We start from the raw sequence: 20,040 nt of genomic DNA, 5'->3' as shown, positions 1-20,040 counted from the left end.
AAAAGAAAAATAAATGTTTATAAAGAGAATATAAAAAATTATAAAATACTAAAAAAACAGAAAATGGCTGCTGCCTGGGTGTTCACAGCTGGCAGCAGCCTTTAACTCCTGTAGTAAAAGAAAATGTGCAAAAAATAAAATCAGTGTTGTGTGGCCAAGGGAAGGCTGAATCTTATCCCCAAACCGCCATATTCGGAAGGGTAGGCGTCAATTTCGCCCCTATGATGTTCAATAATGGATTTACAGCTTGCAAGACCCAGCCCCAGCCCGCCCTTTTGGATTTGTCGCGATTTATCCACAGTGAAAAATTTGAGGAACAGAGAAGATATATCCTTATCCGGCACTCCAATTCCATTATCCTCGATTTGAAAAAAGGCATACTGTCCTAGCGGGTAACCGGTCATATACACTTTCAGCTTATTTTTCCCTCCATATCTTACAGCATTGCTAAAGAGGTTGCCGAAAACCCGACGTATCATCGGTTCATTGATCATCAGCAATATATTTTCCGTGAATGAATGGCGGCAAGTAAGCTCGTTGTCAAATCCCGCCAACTCATATTCATATTCAAGGGCAATGTTTTCAAATAATTTTGATGCTTTTACAGGTTTAGCTACCATAGATTCCAACTCCAGTTTTTCTTTGGTGAAGCTGGAGAAATCATTGATGAGTTCGACCATATATCCTGACTTCTTTTGAATCAAATCATAATATTCCTGCTTTTCAGTTTCTGGTAAATCCTTGTGCATAGCCAGCAGTTCAGTAAAGCCATTAATAGATGTCAAGGGAGTTTTCAAGTCGTGGGCAATTGCCGCGATCATATCGGTTTGCTCTTTGTGCGCGAGTTGAAGCCGATGCTCCATATTATTGAAGTGTTTATAAAGTTCTCCGATCTCGTCATTACTTCTTAGAGGTAGCGGAGGCAGTGGATGTACAATATTTACTTCTTCAAGCCTGGTATTCAGAAGCTGAATGGGTTTCTCTATGCAAAAATGAATATAGATAATTAGAATAATAAATATGATGCAGGCAATTGCAAATATGGGCAGGAGCAATGCTATATATCGCGAGTCCAGCAATGAACTGCGTATAGGAGAATATACTGCAAAGACAAGCTTCAGGTACATTCCAATCGAAAACATGAATATTATAAACATCAGCAGGAACAAAAGAGGAAGCTTTATTTTCAGTTTCATACTATTGCTCTCTTTCCGTGTATTTATATCCTATGCCCCATATTGTTTTAATAAAGTCATATTCAGGACCAAGTTTCTTACGGATATTTTTTATATGAACCGTTACGGTATTTATTTCTCCGTATTCGTCTCCCCAGACGTTTTCATATATCTGCTCACGAGTCAATACATTATTGGGGTGGCGCATGAGGATAGACAGAATCTGAAATTCCTTCGTTGACAAGTCGAGCTTCCTGCTATTCAGGAATGCTTCAAACGTCTTATCGTTCAGAATGAGCGGAGAATCCGCCTTTTCGTTACTGGGACTAAGTTCATCCCACTCTTTAAAAAGTCTGTCCATTTTTCTGAAATGAGCCTTTATCCTGGAGACAAGCTCCTGAATACTAAAAGGTTTGGTCATGTAATCGTCTGCTCCTATTTCGAGCCCAACGATTTTATCAATGTCCTTATCACGCGCACTTAAAAACAGAATTGGAACATTATAAGAATTTCGGATACTTCTGCAGACATCAAGTCCATCCATATCAGGCATCACTATATCAAGAACGATGAAATCAATATGATTTTCTTCTAATGCGGATAAGGCATATTTCCCAGAATATGCCGAAAGTGTTGCAAATTGCTCGTACTTTAAACTCTTTGTGATGAGTTTTACGATTTCTTCATCGTCGTCTACAACTAATATCGTTTTTAGCATATTTATACCTCCCAGCCGCTTTAAATGGACTGAATTTATAAAACAAAAGCCGCATGGACTTCTCGCTTTGAAAAAAGTCGCGCTCAAAGCGTCTCTCCAGTCCCGGATAAGCTGGAAAAAGAGCTTGAGCAACGACCTGGGCAATGCTGGCTTTAACAAACTGGCATGCTCTTCAATAGCGTTCGAGCTATGTACATATTCCAGCTTGAAGGCCTGCACATAGCTTTTGACGTAATGTCCGGGAGTGTGTCTAATCAAAAGACAGTGTGAAAAGGAGCAAGAAAACTATCACAAGTTTTGGTTTTCAGCCTTTTCCGATAAAGTCCATCCGAGCTACGCACTCCACATGACTTGAGTGTCGGTCACTTTGCAGTTATTAATAACTTCTTGCAAGTTTATCATACAGGAGAATTGAACACTAATTCATGCAGGAAATCACTTTTGGATGATACTACCGCTAGTTAGCGGAATCATGGTACTGACCTGTGGGATACGTGAAACGAATGCCAGGCCTGTATGTGTTGAATTAAATGCAGCGGCAAGCTTAAATGACCGCCGCTGCCTATAAATAACCCCCTTATTTATCCATTACAAAAATTCGATATACCCTTCTGTTCCATGCACGCGAATTCGTTGGCCATCTTTTATCAGTTTGGTCGCATTCTCCACTCCGACAACGGCTGGCAAGCCATATTCACGTGCGATAACGGCTCCATGCGTCATCAGTCCGCCCACCTCTGTAACCAAGCCTTTTATGGATAAAAACAATGGAGTCCAGCTGGGGTCGGTAAAGGCGGTGACTAGTATGTCGCCATCTTCCAGATCAGCCCCTTCTATATTCAGGATCACACGAGCTCGCCCCTCTACAACGCCCGAAGAAACAGCCAGGCCTACAATAGCTTCAGCGGGGATATTTTCTCGTTTGTATTGACCTGTAATGATTTCGCCATCAGATGTGATAACACGTGGGGGAGTTAATTTTTCATATAATCTGTACTCATTTTTTCGTTTGTCGATGACCTGGTAATCCAGTTTATTGGTGCGTATAGTTTCCTGCAATTCTTCAAAAGAGAGATAGTAAATATCTTCTTTTTCATGAAGAATGTTGGCTTGTACGAGTCGTTCCGCTTCCTTTAGTAAAGCCTGTTTATAAATGAAGTAGCGACTAACAATGTCGTATTTCGGATATTCACGATAACCGATGAAATTCCGGATCTGGTCGATAATTTGTTTTGTCTCTTCGGCTTTTTGTTCACCACCTGGTAATTGTTTCAATCGGGCTAATAAGTCCTGTTCTTTTTTCAAAGCCTCCTGTTGCCCTTGCTCAAATTTTCGTTTACTGGCGCCAGGCTCAAGGTTTTTGATGTTACTGAGGATCATAGGCACCAGTATACTTGGTTTTTCACTCCAGCGTGTTCTTGTAATATCGATCTCCCCGGCACATCGCATGCCATATTTGTCGAGATAAGTAGCGATAGCATCACGCACCTGCTGCCCACCTTCAAATTGAACCAGTTCATCTAAAAAATTATCATCCTTTACCTGTTGTAAATACTCAACTATTTTCGGATAGGGACGAATCACATCTGCAACATCCAGTAGCTCCATGCCCATTTCAGAAGTGACGTTATTAGGTACAGATAGGGAAAGTGTGTCTGCTACATTTTTTTCACCTAACCATTCATTCATTTTTTCATTGATCCATGCTGAAGCATGGATGGCGGACATAATTACACTCAAATTTTTCAGATCTGATGCACGCTGCCTCCGTTGCTGCATATCTTCCAGAATACAATCAAATACATCCAATCCTGATTTCGTTTGGATGTTACGTTTTAACGCTGATAACGATGTCTCACTACTCTTAATCAAATCAGCAACAATTGCCGGGTCATTTCCTGCCTCTTCCAGAATATCCGCAGACGACATACCCTTATGGCTTTTAACAGGCCCCGGTTCGCTTTTGTCAGATGGGTCCAATTTTATAAAATCTCCCCGCTCTATGATGGTAATAAGCGCGTCTTTTATGAGCGGATCGGAGTGTCCTAAAACATCCAATAAATTCTGCCTCCCATCCAGTGAAGATAGGCCCATCGTGATATCCACAAACAGCCTTCCACCACCAGTTTTAAACATGGGTGTAGCACCTGTTAACATCCAAACAGATATCCCCAGTGGTTTAATAGGATCAGTCATCATTTGCTGATGGCCGACAGATACATACACGTGATTCTCCTGGTCATTTGCTTCAGGAATGGGATATAAAGTGGTGATCGGCCGACTCTGAACAATATAAAATGTATCATCAGCCAAACACCATTCAATGTCTTGTGGGCAGCCGAAATGTTCTTCGATCTGTCTTCCAATGCGTGCCAGTTGTAAAATTTGTTGATCCGTAAGGGTTTGCGTCTTTTGCTGATCAGGACTGAGCTGCTTGGTCTCTGTTCCGCCTTCTTTTCGTCCATAAATAGCCATTTTCTTGGTTTCCACCCTCTTGTTGACGATTACCCCATCCTGTACTTGATAATAATCGGCAGATACCAAGCCGGAGACCAGCGCTTCTCCAAGTCCGAAACTAGCATCGATAGAGAGCAGCTTTCGGTTGCAATTGATGGGATCAGCGGTAAATAAAATCCCTGAAGCCTGTGGAAACACCATCCTTTGAACGATAACAGATAAATAAACTTGTCTGTGATCAAATCCATTCTGCATTCGGTAAATTACCGCGCGTTCTGTAAATAAAGAAGCCCAACATTTGCGGATATGCTCCAAGATGGATTCTTTGCCGATAATATTTAAATAGGTGTCTTGTTGACCAGCAAAAGAAGCATGCGGCAAATCCTCAGCAGTCGCACTAGAACGCACGGCATAAGCATATTCATTACCAAACTGGGAGAGATAGTGGGCAACTGCTTTCACAACATCGGAAGGAATGGCTACTTCCATAATGGCCTGTCGAATCTTTTTGCTGACTTCGTCAATTTGTTCTCGATCTTCGACTTTAAGCGTAGTTAGCTGATCCAACAAAGCATGAACCATTTCGTTTTGTTCGATGGCTTTTTGATATCCCACTGTTGTAACACAAAACCCTTCTGGCACTTGTATTCCTTCCATTTTGGCTAATGCCCCTAAGTGCAACCCTTTTCCACCAACAAGCAAAAGCTGAGTGTTATCCATTTCTTGAAAATCGAGAACCAGTGAATTCATTCAACATCTCTCCTAACCATTAATATAGAGAAAAAAGCGAACAATCATGATCATGTCTAGTCACCGCTGAAGTAAGTCGTCGTGTACTTCTTCTCAAAACCGCTTGAGGATGTACCCAGCCTGATCGCACATTCCACCATCCTTTTCTATTTTTTTGGGGGCAAAAAAAGCATTGACAAATCAAAGTTCTAGATGTATTATGAAAATAGGGATAATAAAATTATTGTTATTTATATGATTTGTCAGTAGCGTTATCGATTATATCATAGCGTTTATTCGTGTTCAATTGTTTTATATAAAAAGAGATGATCCTTGAATTTATTAGGGTTATCTCTTTTTGTGTTCAGTTGAACCATCATGTTAGTTTAGTTAGTCATTCTTGATGATTTATCGTCCCGCTGCCTCTTAGATCTATTATTGGCTTGTTAGTGATGATGCTTCCTTCCTAGGAACTGTTTCATTTCCTCTATTGACATGGAAGTTATAAGTTCGTTCTCAATCTCTTGTGTCAATCCGCTTGTCTGTTGCACCATCTCATTCTCTATATCTGTTAAATAAATTCCTTATTAGACTGAGCCTAGAAATTGAAACAGCGACAATCAAGGACGAGAAAATAAAGTCCTAGACTGTCGCTGTTCCATATCTGTAAACAACTGATTTCCACTCACCCGCCGCTTCCAAGCACCAAGATGTTTCTTCCGGGTTGCTCTTTTTTGATTCAAGAGATACCCAATCTATTCACGTATGGTTCTCACCTGTGACAAAACTGTCGGATGCTATTAGCTAGTTATAATGGGTGAATTCTTGCGAATATGCAAATCCTGTTAATGAAAGGGCAATCACCACTAGCCACTTAACCATAGATGGATATGATAACGCAAACTCAGTCACCACTTGCCCACCGATGGAATGTCCGACAATATACTTTTGTGGGATATTCATTTTCATTTATTGAGTGTATCGATAAGGTACATTCTCGCTTCATAAGGGCGCATTTCTACATCAGACATGTTATTCGGATAATTGGATATTAGCAGCTGTTTAGTCTCTGCCAGCTCTTTCTGAAGTGGGAGATCGGTTGTGTATTTTTGAAAATTACATACTACAAGTAGTTTAGCCCCTTTCAGCGTTCGAGTGTACGCGAACAAATCTTTATTCTCGGGATACATCAGCTCATAATCCCCATATATGATCACTTCATGATCTTTCCTTAATCGGATTAGTTTCTGATAATAATGGAATATGGACTCAGGGTTATTTAAACTTTCTTGTGCATGGATATCCTTATAATTCGGGTTTACTTTAATCCAAGGATTCCCTAATGTAAAACCAGCGTTGTCTGAAGCGTCCCACTGCATTGGTGTTCGAGCGTTATCACGACCCTTTGCAAAGATTGACTCCATAACTTTGTCTTCGGGGTATCCTTTCTCAATTCTATCTTTATAGAAATTTAGTAACTCAATATCCCGATAGTCTTCAATTGGATATTGAACATTCGTCATTCCTAATTCTTCCCCCTGATAAATGTATGGTGTGCCTCGCATGCCATGAAGAAGGGTTGCCAACATTTTAGCCGATTCTATCCTGTATTCTCCGTCATTTCCCCAACGAGAAACGATTCGGGGTAAGTCGTGATTATTCCAAAACAAACTGTTCCAGGCATCCCCCTTCAGCTCTGTCTGCCATTTGGACAACACTTTTTTTAATTCTAGAAAATCTAGAGGCTTAAGATCCCACTTCCCTTTTCCCTCTTGTTCATCCAAACTAATATGTTCAAATTGAAATACCATTGAAAACTCACTGCCGTCCGGGTTGCTATACAATTTGGCGATCTCTGGCGTAGCGCCCCATGTTTCTCCAACCGTCAGCAGGTCTCCAGCTTTTTGAAACGTCTCCTTGCTGAGTTCCCTGATATACTTATGCAGATTTGGCCCGTTGCTGGTAATTTTCAAATCTGGTTCTTTTCCGATTAAGTCAATTACGTCAAGCCGAAAACCGCCTACACCCTTGCTTATCCACCAATTGATCATTTCGTAAATCTCTTGTCGGACTTTTGGGTTTTCCCAGTTGAGATCCGGCTGTTTTACAGAAAAAAGATGTAAATAATATTGTCCTATTTCGGGTACCCATTCCCAAGCTGAACCACCAAAGGTGGAACCCAAGTCGTTTGGTGGCATTCCTTCAACGCCATCTTTCCAGACATAATAGTCATGGTACGGATTTTCTTTACTTTTTTTTGCTTCTTGAAACCAGGGATGCTCATCGGAAGTATGGTTCAATACCAAATCCATTATGATCCGAATGTCACGTTTCCCAGCTTCATGAATTAACATCTCCATATCATCCAAAGACCCGAACATCGGATCAATATCCCGATAGTCCGAAATATCATAACCATAATCATCCTGAGGGGATTTACAAACTGGTGATAGCCAAATTGCACCGACACCGAGTTGCTGCAAATAGTCCAGACGGGAAACAATTCCTTTCAAATCGCCGATTCCATCACCATTACTATCTTGAAAGCTCCGTGGATATATCTGGTATACAACAATTTCTTTCCACCAATTTTTATTTTCCATTGTTCATTACAACCTTTCCAATAGACGAATAGTGTTTTTATCTTAATCAAGTCACATCATACAATTACTCTTTTACCGATCCTACAACAATTCCAGTCACAAAATATTTTTGAAGCAGCGGATAAATCAGCAGCAGCGGGATGACAGCGACTACGATTTTGGCCGCATTTAGATTTTTGTTTGAAATTTCAGTCAAGTTGCTGAGTTGTGCTGAGTTGGTCCCGGATTGAAGAAGTTCCGCAATATTCACGTTAAGGGACTGAATATAAGTCATTAGTGGATAATTGCTGACTTGAGTCATATAGATCAAACCGCTGAAGAAATCATTCCACGTTCCCACGATACTGAATAGTGCTACCGTCGCCAGCGCAGGGATGGACACGGGAACATACACTTTGAACAGGACCTGCAGCGGACTCGCCCCATCGATGAATGCTGCTTCTTCTAGGGCCTTAGGTACAGCAGAGAAGAAGTTCATGACAAGGATGACACTGAATATAGGGACAGCTCCTGGTAGAACAAGCGACCAAATTGTATTGAGCATATTGAGGTTTTTGATCAATAGATAACTTGGAATCATCCCACCGCTGAACAGCATGGCAAAAATCATGACGTTCATATAAATGTTTCTGCCCCTGAATTCTCTTTTCGACTTGGAGAGCGGGTATGCCATTAGAACAATAAGAATCATGTTGAGAAGAAGTGTGAGCACAACACGTAGAACAGATATGCCAAAGGAACGCCAGAACTGAGCATCATCGATAATTTTCGTATACGCTGCGGTTGTAAAATTGACCGGTACGAGACCTACAGCATTAGCTGACACGGCCTCACTGCTGCTAAATGAAATCGCAACGATATTCCATAATGGAAGAAGGCAAATCAATGCCAGCAAAATGACGATGGCATAGATGATTAACCCGCCAATTCGACCTTTTTGGTTTACAAAATAGGACACAGGCTTGACCTCCTTAAAATATTTTTCGGTCAGTGTATTTTTTGGCCAATTGGTTGGCGGACAATAGCAAAACAATACCGATCACTGACTTGAACAGACCAACAGCCGTACCAAAGCTATATTGTCGCCCGACAAGTCCAATCCGATATACATAAGTATCCAGAATATCTCCCGACTCATAGACAACGGGGTTATACAGATTATAAATTTGATCGAAGCCGGCACTCAAAATATTGGTCAGACTCATCACTCCCATGAGCAGGATAATAGGCAGCATGCCTGGCAACGTAATATGCCATACTTTTCTCCACCAGCTGGCTCCATCCATTCCTGCCGCTTCATACAGGCCCGGATCAATCGAAGTAATTGCAGCCAAATAGACGATGGAACTGTAGCCGAACTCCTTCCACACGTCTGTCCCAATAATCAGCGGCTGGAACCAGGTGTTGCTGCCGAGAAAATTAATATTCTGCAGACCGAAAAAAGCCAAAATTTGATTCACAATTCCATCCAAACTGAACATGTTAACAACCACGGACGCTAGAACTACCCAGGATAGAAAGTGTGGCAGATAAACAATTGTCTGTACGGATTTTTTAACGAATTTGATGCGGATCTCATTTAACAAAATGGAAAAAATGATAGCCATGATTGTTCCCAATAGAATCTTGGCAATGGCAATCACCAACGTATTACTAAAAACCTGTGCGATGTCCGGCAGCTTAAACATATAAATAAAGTGCTTCAGCCCTACAAATTTGGAGCCTAACATTCCTTTGGCTGGTATATAATCCTGAAACGCCGTAATGACACCGACCATCGGAACATAGCTGAATACCAGCAAAAATAAAATACCCGGAAGCATCATCAGATGATATATGGCACCCGTACCGAACGGGCTCTTTGCTTTATCATTTCCCTGTTTCATGGATGGACCCCTTTCCTAAAAGCAGGGCTGCGTATCGCAGCCCTATAAACAGTTCAAGATTGTTTATTTTTTGGATGCAACCTCGTCTTTAATTTCCTGAATTACCTGATCACCGCCTTGCTTCTTCCAATTGCTAACGAATGTATCGAAGTAATTCAGAGGTTCAGCACCAGTCACAATTTTGATGAAAGATTCCTGCTCCATCTTGGTCAGATTAGCCCAGGTCTGTTTCATGCTTGGTGTAGTTCCAGAGTAAGCAGGTGTCATCCAAACGAATTTGTTTTCCCTTGTCAGTTTGTCAATAAGCCCCACTCCGTTGATACGCGAGTGATATTTCGACCAGGCTGTTACGTTATCCGTATCCATATCACTCAAGTAAGTTTGGATACTCTTAATATTGTTTTTTGATTCTGTTGTCCGGACCTGATCCAGACTAATCTCTCCTTTAATCCCGCGAACGATGTCAGAGTAGTCATCCAGTAACGAGGTCGCCGAGTTGACTTCAATATTAAACGGTCTGGTAGAACCGTCTACGCCGTTCTCTTGATACTTGGCAGCTTCTGGCATAGATGTTCCCACATTTTTATCATTCGCCAGTTTATCGTAGAAAAGGTTCACTATTTTAACGGCGAGTTCCGGGTGTTCATACCCTTTTCTCACAACGATAAACTGATTAGCTGGATTGGCGTGTGCCACGTTTACCTTTCCATCTGCATCCTCCAAAGTGTAAGCCGTGAATTTCGCATTCTTATCCTTCTGCTTCACGTTGCCCAGACCCCAGTCGGGAATATGCCATGGTCCAAAAGCAATGCCGCATTGGCCGTTGGTGTACAGTGCCGTGATGTCATCAAATGTGCGTGTTCCAAATTGCGGATCGATGATGCCTTTCTTGAACCAATCTGCCATGACGCCTAGCATCTGCTTGGTTTCCTTTGTTGTCGAGCCATAAACAATGCTACCGTCTTTACCCTTCATCCAGTACTGAGGGAATGAACCCTTTGTTGAGGCAACTCCGAGCATGGTATAGGCAGAACCATTATAGTCAGTTGTATTCAGGGTGTTCACAAAGGGTATGCCTACCGGTTTCCCGGTTTGACCCGGATCTCTTTTCAAGAATTCCTCGGCCGTTTTCTCCACATCGTCCAGCTTGATGGCACCATCTCCGTCTGCGTCAAGATGGATTCCCAGTAGATCCAGCCAATCCTGACGAACCCAGACCATGGTTGGTGCGGAATCTAGGGAAGTAGCCGGAAGCCCCATTAAACGTCCATCTATCGTCGCATTGTCTAATGCACGGCCTTCATAAGAGTCGTAAATATTCTTGATATTATCCGTGGCATACTGTTTGTAAATTTCCGTCATATCTTCAATCAGATCATTATCAACCAGTTCTTTGAGTTCATCCTTGGAATCGACACGCATCATGTCAGGCAGTTCTCCAGAGGCGATGGCGAGAGAAACCTGACGGCTGTAATCTTCTCCGTTGGCTTCAAATTGGTCTTTAATCTGAGCGTTAAACGCTTTTTTGACCAGTCGAGTATACGCATTGTTCTCATACGAATCTCCAGCCGGCAGTTTTGGGTTGGCTGTAGTCACACGCCCCATCGTGACCGTTATTTCGTCTTTATAGGCACTGAATGGGTCTCCCGGTGTTACCTCATATTTCCCCGCTTCCTTCGCAGTGGGAGGGTTGGATGAACCCCCACAGGCTGCAAGGGTTGAAATCATCAGGGCAGATATCGACAGTACAGCCAGACGTCTCGTTAACAGTTTGCTTTTTATGGACCATTTAGTTCTCATCACATTTCGATTCCCCTTTGTTGTGAATATTTCTTAATCATTGTTGTTTACGCTTTCATTATAAAACTCGATGAAGACAAATCGAGATAGGGATTTAACGTCTGTTTGGATAGAAAAATGTATGCGGTTTCATGTCAGACCATGAGGTCATAGTTAGCTTGTAATCATTTATCCTACCTATCGACATACATCTGTCTATCCATACTTACTAATCAAAGTGAAGAACAAAAAACCGGCAGATCCTGAAACAGAAATCTGTCGGCTTGATTAATGGAATTATAAAAGTGTCTTATAGAATTTATCGTATCACATTCATGATGGTCTTCAGCGATGATTATGGGGTACAGTCACCTCCACAGTCATTTGGTCGCCCCCTTGTTCCTTCCATTCCTCGACAAATTGATCAAATGAATCTATCGGTTCAGCGCCTAAAATAATTTTTAAAAATGTATCATGTTCCAGTTTTGATAGTTTACTCCACGCCTTCTCCATCGCTGGAGTTCGTATATAGGTAAGGCTTCGAACTTTATGAATGTTTGGATCAAAAAAATTTCTTCCACCTACAAGAAGCGAGTAACCCCGCATAAAGCTGTCGCTGTGTTTATTCCAATAGGAAATACCATATTGATCATAAGGCTTCAATTTGGTTTGTTTTATTGTCGAAACCAAGTGTTCCAGCAATTTGTATTCAGACTTGTCCTTGAAATCGGCGGGTGTTTTGGTTCCCATCAGAATGTCCTGCGCGGCCTTCGATTCATATCGTGCTTCATCTGCCGGAGCAAAGAAATTGCGGCCCAGCATAAAACGCGTACCGTACTTGAACTCATCACGAAGGTACAGATTGTTAATTTTAATAATCGCTTCGGGATGAGCATATCCTTTTCGTACCACCAAGAATGAACTTGACGGATTATCCACCTTCACATGGTATGCTCCGTTTGCATCCAGCGGGAGTGCGTATGCTTGCCAGTTCGCCTCCGGCTCGTTCTGCCAAGCGCTCGGAAGGGGCCAGTACCCAGCATAGAAACCTTGAAAGAACATCCCCGCCTGACCGTTAATAACTGTTTCTTCCGCTTCTTTACGGATACCCAGTTCTGGATCGAGAAGGCCTTTGGCGTACATTTCACGCAGTTTGACCAAGGCGTCCTTCGTTTCCGGTAGTATCGAACCGTATACAGGTTTTCCATCTTTGCTCAGCCAATATCCCGGGAAAGATCCATATGCTGCGAAGATTGGCGTTAGATCAAAAGAAAAAGCACTGTTGTTGAAATCGTTATACAGTCCAGTGCTTGAAGCAAGGCCAATCGTATCCCGCTTACTGTTTCCATCTGGGTCATTCTCCACAAAGGCCTTGGCGATAGCTTCCAGATCATCTACCGTTTTCGGCGGCTTCAGTCCAAGACGGTCCAGCCAATCCTGTCGAATCCAGAGCATGCTGAAGTCTTCCGCTGTCACAGAAGGAACAGCCATTATCTTACCAGCGAAGGTCACTTGTTCCATAGCCAATCCGTTTGTGCTATCGATAATTTTTTTTATTTCTGGTGATGCGCTATTATTGTATGCCTCGGTTAGATCTTCAATTTCTCCAGCCTTGACCATCTCGTTCAGCTGCAGCTGATTTACAATCATGGCATCCGGCAGATCATTGCTGGCGATAGCCAGATCGATTTTCTGACTCAGATTTTCCTTCGATACCTGCCATAATATTTGGATATCAATGTTAAGGTTTTGTTTAATCATCGTTTTCCATATATTCTTCTCAAGCGTTTCTCCTTCGGAGAGATCCGCGCCTGTTGGGTCTACCACATATCCCAGTCGGATGGAAACGGGATGTTCATATTTCCCCAATGGATCAGCAGCGGCAGTGTCCGAGATTGTTTTCGTTGGTCCCATTGGCGATTCACGGAAGTATGGCCTGCTGAAATATACGGTCACTGCAATTAAGCTGACGACAAGAACACATGCAGCCATCTTCTTAATCATCGCTTTCCCTTCTTTCGCCTGGTTTATTGGTCATCTGGGAAAGTACGCTATTTATCCCCTCTGCCAAGCTGTCGATATTCACTTGGCAACAGACCTGTCAATTCGCGAAAAATTCGGCTGAAATATTTTTCATCCGTATAACCCACTCGCTCCGCAATCCAGAAAATCGTGTTGTTTGTATTCAATAAATACTCTTTAGACTTCTCTATTCGTATAAATCGGGAGTACTCATTAAAGGTTTTCCCCATCAGATCCTTGAAGCATTGACTGAAATAGCTTCGGCTGATGTTCAGTTGCTGGGACAGACCAGAGGCTGTAAAAGCTTGGCTCAAATCATTTTGCATGATTATAATCGCTTTTTTCACGGCGTCTACAATTTCCTGTGAATACGAAGTCTGTTCATCTGACTTACGAATGCCCCCAGAGGTCTGCTTGATCCAATCTTCTACCTCGTACCAGGATTGAAAAGAATGGATCATTGAGATTCTACCCAGCGTAGTCTGGGCAAAAAGGTGATTCCATTCCATAACTATCGAGTATAGCAATCCCATCAGCTGGCCTTTATTCAGTCTTAGTGATTTGAGCTGTTCAATCATTTGGTTGTAATAACTGTCGTTGTGGGTCCATGGTGATAGGAACCAACTTTGCTTAATACGATCCATGTCTTCATCCTTCGGTTCTATTGGAAATGAGTCCTCCACATTCATCGAAACGGTAATAACAGGATCATAAGGGTTGTATGCATAGAATAACGACGTTTCTGTATAATTCATAATCCAGTTTTGGATTTGCGACCATGTTCGGCCTTGTACATCGGACATAACCAGCAAGGCGCCTTGGGGAACTTGATCTAGGGATTCCTTCAGTTTATGGAACAGCTGATCCTCTACGTCCATGGGTGCCGCCCACATCCAGCAGTTCCGTTCAACCTCCCATCGGATCTCGTCTACATTGAATGTCAGTTCAATCGGCCAGCTCTGTCCTGACTTGCGATCCAGTGATACAAGTGCATACACATGGCGATAATGGACATTGGTCTCACTTAGCAGTGGCAGCTTTGGTCTTGTATTCGCCAGTTCGTCAATCCGGGTATGTATTCGATGCAGCACATGTTCGAATTGCTCCTTCTCGAGCTGAACTTTGGCTATATAGTCGATGGCCCCAAGCCTGAGCGCTTCCTGGATATAATCGAAATCTTGATGCAGTGTTAATACGACAATATGTAGTTCTGGATAGAGCAGCCTTGCAGCTCGCATCAGTTCAACACCTGACATCACCGGCATCGCGAGATCCGTCAACATCAGATCGACCGGTTGGGATTTTAGAAAATCCAGTGCTTTCAACCCGTTACTTGCTTCTCCTACAACCTCCATATTGAACTCGTTCCACGGCATCGCGGAGCTTATTCCTTTTCGTACTAATTTATCGTCATCCACTATCAATACCTTAATCATCCTCAGACATCTTCTCCTTTGATCGGAAGTATGAGCAGTATACTTGTCCCTGTACCCAATTCACTTTCGATCACCAGTTGTGCTTGATCTCCGTACTGTGCCCTCAACATGCGGTGGACATAATTGAGTCCGATGCCCATCCCTACTTTTTTATGTTCAGTTATACGATTGTTCAGAAGTCTTTGAATCGCTTCCTCGGTCATGCCTGCTCCATTATCCTGTATTAAAATATTCAGCGTTTTGGCAAGTGTAACTTCAATTTGAATAAAACCTTCGTCACTCAGTCCATGATAAAGTGAATTTTCAACCAACGGTTGCAAAATAAAACGAGGCACAGGTATTTTAAGCACTTGATCATCCGCTGAAATACGTACGTCAAATTCAAAGTCATATCGAATTTGCTGCAGGATTAGATACTGTCTTAGCGCATCAATTTCCTCTTCCATTGTGGATACTTGCCCTAATTTACCCAAGTTGTAATACAACAGCTTGTTCAAGGATTGCACCAACTTGTCAATCTCCCCTTGTCCGTTCATGACGGCCAGCCAGTGTACAGTATCCAGCGTATTCATCAGAAAGTGAGGATTGATCTGATATAACAATTTTTCCACTTCCAAATCTGCACGAATCTTCTCTTTCTGCTGCACTTCCTTGAACAGGTCGCCGATTTGATGCTGCATATTTGAGAATTCCCCCAACAGAAAGTCAAACTCAGGAATTTGAGTGCGGGTCTGGCTGCCTGCCTTTTGTGGATTCTGAGACATTCCGTTAATTTCCGAATGGAAAAGACCGAGTGGTTTGTAGACCATCTTCCACAGAAGCCAAGCAAGGAATACGGTAAAGCCGAGAAAAAATAAAGCGACCAGTAATATTTGAAGCAACCACTGGTTTTTCTCCTGTTGATACTTAGCCTGCGAAATTACCGATATGACGCTCCAATTCTGAGCGGAGTCCTCCTTAAACCAATGGTAATCACGGGCTATTCCATCTTTTGCAGCACTTTTTGATAAGCTGGAGAAATTCTCCCCGACTTTCATCACTTCTGGAATTTCACTGTACACAATTTTGCCCTCACCATTCAGGATCAAATGCGATAAAGCTCCTTGGTATTGATTGTAACCCAGTATATCCTGTGTAAGACGAAAGCCGGATTCGACGTAAATATATACATCGTCCCTTTGAGGCAGCTGTACCTTTCGCATAGCAGATAAAACAAGCTGATCATCAAATCGGTTCATACTCATATGGGGACCATAGTACGCAATGCCATATGATTTGGTAAGCACAGGCAAAGACTCAGGAGAAAAACGATCTTTGATGGGAAAGTTAGCGAACTGTGTAGTGCCTTCTTTCTGGAAATAGTACAAGGTTAGACCTATATTCGGATTAGTAAACGTTACGACATTTAACTCATTCTTTAATTCATCTCTAGCCTCAACCAATTCAAATATATTGGAGGAAGGCTTCAAAACTTCATCCAGTTTTTTTCCTAATGTACCACTATATGATAATTGCTGAGTAACATGATTCAGGTTGGTAATTGAATTTTCCAGTGATGAAGTTACCTGCTGTAGATTGCTCCTAATTCCATCATTGATTTTATTCGCAAAAATGGAATCAATGGTATAATAAGAAATTGTAAATATACTGATAAAGGGAATAAACGCGCTGAGAAAAAACAATAAAAAGATTCTTTTTTTTAGTGTCATTTCGACCATTCTCCTTAGGTAAATAAAACAGCAAGCCCCTGATTATGGAGCTTGCTGTTTATTGAACAACAGCTCTATCGATTATCGTATTCCTACCTATTTAAAAAAACAGGCAATATCTTCATCCGATTCAGACTGAGAAAAGTCAGGATTCTTCCCTCTCGGTGAGGTCCAAGTCTGTTCATAATTATAGATTGATATTCCAATATGTCAAACGCTTACATGGAATTTATTTTCCCTTCCTCTTTACATATATCGACTTGCCGTTTTTTAATTGCTGATTGTAGTCATTCCGTTCATCACGTACCCCAAAAAAGCGACATCGTTCAAAATTCTAACCAAGGTTTTTTCTTGTCTTTACGTGTTTTCTTCTGTTTCCGCTACCAAGCAAAGTCTTCAGCCAGTCCTAATGCCAACCACTTTTAACAGCACATCCACAAACCTCACCACTCTACCTGTTCACGTTTTGCGTCACAAACTCTTTGAATGGGTGAAACGCTGCGTCACTGTACATTTGTGTCCCATCCTCATATTATCCATTAGTTCAGAGGCCCTTGACTTCGTCTCTTCACATGTTAAAATTCTATTCATCAATTGATGTAGTGCCCTATTATGAGGAGAATGCTGGACTCAAAGGGTTTTTCAGTGTATAAATAAGTATTTTTGATTTGCCATATTGGTCAAAATATAAAGTGTAGAATCCTTAACATATGTCACCAAGTTGAAATGAGGTTATAAATGAATGGAAGATATGCTAAAGTGCGCAAAGCTTTTCAAAGAAGATCTATATAAGCAACTGGCTAGAATAGGTAAATGTCTATCAAGTGACAAACGTCTTGAAATCTTGAATGTACTATCACAAAGTCCCAGAACAGTGGAGAAATTAGCCGCATGTACGGATATGAATATAGCTAATGTTTCTCGTCATCTACAGGTGTTACTGGACGCTAAGCTTGTTAAGTTTACAAAGAAAGGAACTTACGCCATATACTCGCTAGCAGACCCGGAGATCATTGACTTTCTCTCTTCACTGTGGAAGATTAGTGAGAAACAAATTCCTGATATCGGGAAAATGAAAGATGACTTCTTAAACAACTTGAATGACATTCATACCCTATCCATGGATGAAGTAAAGAAAAAACTAGATGAAAACTCCATTATCTTAGTTGACTTGCGTCCCAAAGAAGAGTTTGAAACAGGACATATTCAAGGAGCCATTTCAATGCCTATGGAAGACCTAGACATATTAATGGGAGATTTACCAGAGGAAGCTGAAGTGGTCGCTTATTGTAGAGGGCCATTTTGCGTTTATTCGGCACTTGCTACGCAAAAATTGCAAGTTGAGGGATTTAAGGCGTATCGTATGGAAGACGGATTGAATGAGTGGCAGGAACATTTTCACTAACAGTAACAAATAAAAAAGACTTCGAAGCCCACATATTTGTGACTTTGAAGTCTTTTTGGTGATGCACATTAGGCCACTTCATTAGATTGAAAAATACTACTAAAAATTGGTGCTTAAACTTACCATTCCAATCCGTGTTCTGCAATATAGCTACTTGTAAGATCCTCTCCAGAATCAATGGTTACTTTTCCTTGAGTTCCTACGGAGACGCCGGCCTTTATTAGTAATTGACCAATATGGCAATTTTCTTCTGCTTTTTGTATAAAATCTTCTGTCATGCTTACGTCTTCATGGGTTGCTCCTGGATTCAGAACAACATGCGGGCGGTGGGTAATACTTAACTGATCACCTTGAGTTATGTTACCTTCTGTATCCATAAAGAATCCAGTCACAGGAAGTTTATTTTTGTCTAACATATATGCTAAGGTCATCGTGTAACAAGCCACCGCAGAAGAGATAAGAAGTTGTTGTGGTTCAGCCCCTTTACCACTTCCCCCTTTGGGGATTGGAATTGCAATTTGAGTTTGGAGATTGTCACTTTTAATGCGTCCATCGCCCTTTGCATCTTTGTACCAAACCGTATTCATGTTAATTATCCTTTCTGCCATATTAACATCCCCTTTTAGGTATTGTAAGTCCAAAACTTATAGTTTGCTCTATTTAACGAAAGAAACCGACATTACAGCTGTGCTCTGTCGGTTTCTTTCCTGATTTTAAACCTAATTGAAATAGTCAGAGTGTGCTAAATCAATTTCTAGAATGTGCTATAAATCCGGATTTCTGGCTCAGCTTGAAGCAGGTCTTTGAGTCCAACAACAACATCATTATTAAATAGATCACTTTCGAGATAAGCCTTGGCATCGCTTTCACTGTTAAAGCCATGCAAAACTTGGACATCCTCATCACGTACAAGCAATTCTTTAGAAACCGCACCGGGAATACCAGAGAGGAAAGGCTCTTTATAAGTTGTATAAACCTTTGCAGCTGCCTCACGTTCTGGTGCATTAATTTTCAATGTAATTTGAAGATATGCTTTTGCATCGTTTGTTTTTCATCGAAAAATTAAACTTCATCGGACAATAACTGTAATTGTTTTTTTAATTGTTCAAATTGAACAAAACGCCCTTCGCGTAGATATTCTCTCCCATCAAGAAAAACCAAGATTGTCGGTACAGAAAAAATCAAAAATCTTCCTGTGATTTCCTCCACTTGACTAGCATTAACACGAGCAAGAGCCAATTTAGGATATAGTTTAAGCATTGTTTTGAGCTTGGGGTAAATGGCATGGCATACGTTACAATCTTCTTGGGTTACATATAACATACTCAAAGGATTAATTTCGATAAAGGAATCTATTTCTTCTATTGATGTCAGTTCCACTACACTCATAATAAAACTGCTCCTCTCTTAAAGATACTTATGATCCTCACACACATTCCAATCATGAACTCCTTCTTCAATTCGATAAGCCATATACCCTTGCTTCAGCATATAATCAACCGCTTGAGATGCCAGCGAACAGTATGGGCCTCTACAGTATGCGGCAAGTTCTATAGTACTTTTATTAACTGTCTTCAGGTAATTCTCAAGTTGGTCTAATGGTATTGAAATGGCATCTGGAATATGAGAAGCATCATATTCATCTGTGGGACGAATATCTAGAAGAATAACAGTCTTTTTTTTCATTTTTTCTAACAAATCATGTTTGGTGATGGTTTGAACCTCTGGATATTGTAATTCCAACTCAGTTTTAATCTGCTTTATATCAGATAGTCGATCTTCACATATTCTCCACAAAGAAGATAGAAATTCAATTACTAAAGGGTCACCGATACTGTATATGACGTATGTCCCTTTTTTGTAGCACTTGACCAATTTAGCATCCAGTAAGATTTGTAGATGACGAGAGACATTTGCAACGTTCATACCCGTTTGTGTTGCTAAACCTTCAACTGATTTTGGACCATTGGACAAAATGTCCATGATCTCTAAGCGCTTGTCACTCGATAAACATTTCCCGATTCGAGAAAATTGTTGATATAATCGATCTTTGATATCTGTTTCTTTCATTTTGAAGCCCCCAAACTTTATCTGAAACACTTCATATTCAATAGCATGTTA

At 41.3% G+C, this 20,040-nt stretch carries 16 protein-coding genes; 1 reads left to right on the top strand and 15 read right to left on the bottom strand.

Annotation, left to right across the window (positions count from 1 at the left end):
* Window positions 1–140: 140 nt before the first annotated feature.
* The 11 genes from MMB75_RS26140 to MMB75_RS06675 form a co-directional block, all read right to left on the bottom strand.
* Window positions 141–1,196, bottom strand: coding sequence for a HAMP domain-containing sensor histidine kinase (locus tag MMB75_RS26140; protein WP_039276032.1), 1,056 nt, complete (start codon window positions 1,194–1,196; stop codon window positions 141–143).
* 1 nt (window position 1,197) lies between these two features.
* Entirely contained in the window at window positions 1,198–1,893 is a 696-nt protein-coding gene (locus MMB75_RS06715) for a response regulator transcription factor (RefSeq protein ID WP_039276033.1), read from the bottom strand.
* A 588-nt stretch (window positions 1,894–2,481) separates the two neighbouring features.
* The gene (gene ppsA / locus MMB75_RS06710) at window positions 2,482–5,100 is read right to left on the bottom strand and encodes a phosphoenolpyruvate synthase (protein ID WP_277507247.1); all 2,619 of its coding nucleotides are present in this window, start codon (window positions 5,098–5,100) and stop codon (window positions 2,482–2,484) included.
* A 783-nt stretch (window positions 5,101–5,883) separates the two neighbouring features.
* Window positions 5,884–6,042, bottom strand: coding sequence for an alpha/beta fold hydrolase (locus MMB75_RS26135; protein WP_346842752.1), 159 nt, complete (start codon window positions 6,040–6,042; stop codon window positions 5,884–5,886).
* Window positions 6,043–6,044: 2 nt separating this feature from the next.
* A complete protein-coding gene (locus tag MMB75_RS06705; protein ID WP_039276035.1) occupies window positions 6,045–7,682 on the bottom strand; it encodes a glycoside hydrolase family 13 protein in 1,638 nt (545 codons plus the stop codon).
* Window positions 7,683–7,746: 64 nt separating this feature from the next.
* Window positions 7,747–8,640: a carbohydrate ABC transporter permease gene (locus tag MMB75_RS06700; protein ID WP_016820867.1), complete on the bottom strand. Its 894-nt coding sequence runs from the start codon at window positions 8,638–8,640 to the stop codon at window positions 7,747–7,749.
* 13 nt (window positions 8,641–8,653) lie between these two features.
* Complete coding sequence (locus MMB75_RS06695) at window positions 8,654–9,568, bottom strand: ABC transporter permease (RefSeq protein WP_016820866.1); 915 nt, start codon at window positions 9,566–9,568, stop codon at window positions 8,654–8,656.
* A 63-nt stretch (window positions 9,569–9,631) separates the two neighbouring features.
* Window positions 9,632–11,368, bottom strand: a complete 1,737-nt coding sequence (locus tag MMB75_RS06690) for a type 2 periplasmic-binding domain-containing protein (RefSeq protein WP_016820865.1) — start codon at window positions 11,366–11,368, stop codon at window positions 9,632–9,634.
* Between the two features lie 324 nt (window positions 11,369–11,692).
* Window positions 11,693–13,351 carry an extracellular solute-binding protein gene (locus MMB75_RS06685; RefSeq protein WP_260846288.1) on the bottom strand — a complete coding sequence of 553 codons (1,659 nt, stop codon included), beginning with the start codon at window positions 13,349–13,351 and terminating at the stop codon, window positions 11,693–11,695.
* A 47-nt stretch (window positions 13,352–13,398) separates the two neighbouring features.
* The gene (locus tag MMB75_RS06680) at window positions 13,399–14,805 is read right to left on the bottom strand and encodes a response regulator transcription factor (RefSeq protein ID WP_045244560.1); all 1,407 of its coding nucleotides are present in this window, start codon (window positions 14,803–14,805) and stop codon (window positions 13,399–13,401) included.
* A 2-nt stretch (window positions 14,806–14,807) separates the two neighbouring features.
* On the bottom strand, window positions 14,808–16,514 hold the full coding sequence (locus MMB75_RS06675; protein WP_045244559.1) for a sensor histidine kinase: 1,707 nt from the start codon (window positions 16,512–16,514) through the stop codon (window positions 14,808–14,810).
* A gap of 742 nt (window positions 16,515–17,256) precedes the next feature.
* Between MMB75_RS06675 and MMB75_RS06670 the strand changes: the two genes are divergently transcribed.
* Entirely contained in the window at window positions 17,257–17,919 is a 663-nt protein-coding gene (locus MMB75_RS06670; protein ID WP_045244558.1) for an ArsR/SmtB family transcription factor, read from the top strand.
* 119 nt (window positions 17,920–18,038) lie between these two features.
* On the opposite strand, the gene MMB75_RS06665 is transcribed toward MMB75_RS06670, so the two are convergent.
* From MMB75_RS06665 to MMB75_RS06650, 4 genes are all read right to left on the bottom strand, one after another.
* Window positions 18,039–18,527 carry an OsmC family protein gene (locus tag MMB75_RS06665; RefSeq protein WP_045244557.1) on the bottom strand — a complete coding sequence of 163 codons (489 nt, stop codon included), beginning with the start codon at window positions 18,525–18,527 and terminating at the stop codon, window positions 18,039–18,041.
* A gap of 146 nt (window positions 18,528–18,673) precedes the next feature.
* Complete coding sequence (locus tag MMB75_RS06660) at window positions 18,674–18,934, bottom strand: hypothetical protein (RefSeq protein WP_225164888.1); 261 nt, start codon at window positions 18,932–18,934, stop codon at window positions 18,674–18,676.
* A 47-nt stretch (window positions 18,935–18,981) separates the two neighbouring features.
* A complete protein-coding gene (locus tag MMB75_RS06655; RefSeq protein WP_045244555.1) occupies window positions 18,982–19,308 on the bottom strand; it encodes a thioredoxin family protein in 327 nt (108 codons plus the stop codon).
* A gap of 18 nt (window positions 19,309–19,326) precedes the next feature.
* Window positions 19,327–19,989, bottom strand: a complete 663-nt coding sequence (locus tag MMB75_RS06650; RefSeq protein ID WP_045244554.1) for an ArsR/SmtB family transcription factor — start codon at window positions 19,987–19,989, stop codon at window positions 19,327–19,329.
* Window positions 19,990–20,040 lie beyond the last annotated feature (51 nt).

Origin of the sequence: Paenibacillus sp. P2(2022) (genome assembly GCF_029522175.1) — a bacterium.
In the GTDB taxonomy this organism is placed as follows: domain Bacteria; phylum Bacillota; class Bacilli; order Paenibacillales; family Paenibacillaceae; genus Paenibacillus; species Paenibacillus polymyxa.
Note: the sequence above shows the minus strand (reverse complement) of the source record. Positions and strands in the feature narration are given on the sequence as shown.